Source organism: Planktothrix serta PCC 8927, assembly GCF_900010725.2.
GTDB lineage: Bacteria > Cyanobacteriota > Cyanobacteriia > Cyanobacteriales > Microcoleaceae > Planktothrix > Planktothrix serta.
In genome coordinates this window covers 1-1314 of record NZ_LR734889.1, presented here as the reverse complement: position 1 = coordinate 1314, position 1314 = coordinate 1, and the positions used below count along the sequence as shown (strand labels likewise).

Here is a 1314-nt window from a genome sequence, read left to right as displayed (position 1 = left end):
TGAGTAATTCTAGCTGAATTATCAGGAATGTTAGTCAAGGAATAATCTTTCTGATTTTTGAGTAGTAAAAACTCCTCTATGGCTTTTCCATAGAGAGTTTCCATCTATTTTATTTGGATTTTTACTAGAATTTACTCGATTATTTTTAGGATTTTAGGGGAAACAGTTCCCCAAGACTGAAAATCTTGTACCAGTGAGCAGTTAACCATCGTTGTCCTTCTGTTATTGATACAAAACCCCAACTTCTGAAAAGATTGATCACCAGAGTTTTGAGAGTTGAGAAGTTAGTAGCCGCTTGAAAGTTACGAATTCGGCTTTTATCTTCTTGAAAAATTACATCTTTTACCCAATGGCATTGATTCTCAATCCCCCAATGTCCTTTAATGATTTGAGCCAACGTTTGAGCCTCGTTAACGACACTACTGATATAATATACTTTTTCTTTGTAGGGCTTTTTTCCTCTATTGCCACTTCTTTCTATCTGAATCACAAGTTTCAGATGATTCCACCCTTTGTAGAAGTCGCTATTGACTTGATAAATCGAAACTTTTCGAGTAATTTTTCTGCCATGGCTGTGTTCATGTGTCACATCTACACTCAAAGGATTTTCACTTTTTATTACAGCTTCAACTTGCTCATATAACTTTTTTTGATTTTTCTTTAAAGCCATTATATAATCATTTCCACTCTCAATGACTAGAGCAGCAGTCTTCTGATTACAGTGCAACGCATCAAAGGTTATTACTTTTCCTTTTAACTGGCAATCCCTTACTATCTCTTGCGCTTGGCTGATTTCTGATCCTTTTTTGTTCTCCAACTTTTTCAGGTTTAATACACATCCTGTTCTTTGACTAAATAGTGAAACAATCATCACAAAATTTTGGGAGTTATCTCCAAAATCTTTCAAAGTGCTTCTGAGGCTTTTTCCATCTACTGCTAACCAATCTAGTTCTTCTTGATGCGGATAATTCAAAGCCGCCCATTGATTAAATATCTCGATTAAATTTGACCATTCTACCCCTTGTATTACTCTTCTTATTGTTGAGTATGATGGCAGTTTTTCTAGCTTGATTTTTAAAACTTGGCTGAGTTCTTTTCGATTAATTTTAGCAAAATTTTCCAGTTCTCTGTACCCTAAATTTCTCGACATTAGCCCCAAGATGACTATTAATAATACTAGCCATATGGGATGCCTTGTCCCCTGGGCTTTCCGGTAATCCTTGACTTTTTTCAGTTTTTCTATTAGAGTTGTTAGCATCTTTATTTTTGTAAAAAATAAGCGACCGCTCTTGATTTTATCAGGTAGCGATCGCT

1 protein-coding gene is annotated in these 1314 nt (G+C 35.2%); it reads right to left on the bottom strand.

Features of this window, described 5'->3' with window-relative positions; translation table 11 throughout:
- Positions 1-145 precede the first annotated feature (145 nt).
- Complete coding sequence (locus PL8927_RS27495; protein ID WP_083618825.1) at positions 146-1258, bottom strand: ISAs1 family transposase; 1113 nt, start codon at positions 1256-1258, stop codon at positions 146-148.
- Positions 1259-1314 lie beyond the last annotated feature (56 nt).